This is a genomic window from Lachnoanaerobaculum saburreum DSM 3986 (assembly GCF_000185385.1).
GTDB lineage: Bacteria > Bacillota > Clostridia > Lachnospirales > Lachnospiraceae > Lachnoanaerobaculum > Lachnoanaerobaculum saburreum.
Genome location: NZ_GL622331.1, coordinates 1 through 526, shown reverse-complemented (window position 1 = coordinate 526; position 526 = coordinate 1). Strand labels below are relative to the sequence as shown.

Annotated in this window: 1 pseudogene; it reads right to left on the bottom strand. The window is 38.6% G+C overall.

Annotated features, from left to right (window positions below):
* Positions 1 to 526, bottom strand: a pseudogene (locus HMPREF0381_RS15110) (IS1182 family transposase); the annotation flags it as partial.

Below are 526 nucleotides of genomic sequence, written 5' to 3'. Positions count from 1 at the left end.
CTGGCAGAAGCTGATCATTGCCCATGTAATCCGTTTTGATACGCATAAAGGTAGCTGAGTTATCTGTTTTAGAGTAACTGTTTCGGTTAGGACCACAGATTTCAATTTTTTGTATGTATTCTTGAAGTTTCTGACAGAAAGTAGTCAAGTGTTCATAATGACGCTGTTCTTTGGATTTTCGCTTTCCGCTTCCGTAAACAAATGTACTTGTATCCAGTTCCCATAAAAGTACTAGCTGCTCAACGATTTCATTCAGATAATCCGGTACATACTCTGTGTTTGTTGTGATCTGCACCCCTCTCCATGCGATTTCTGCATTAATTTCCTCAATCTCCGCAGTGATTTTTTCGTAAAGCTTGTAACGGAACTTTTCAGTAGCCTTCTTCCATACCCAGGTATACTTGTTTGCGTTTGCTTCAAACTTGGAGCCGTCAATGTAGAGATGTTGCAGATCTACATGCTCCTCGTTAAAGATAGCATGATTGATATCGTTAAAAATGTTTTCAATCTTATCTTGAAGTATTTC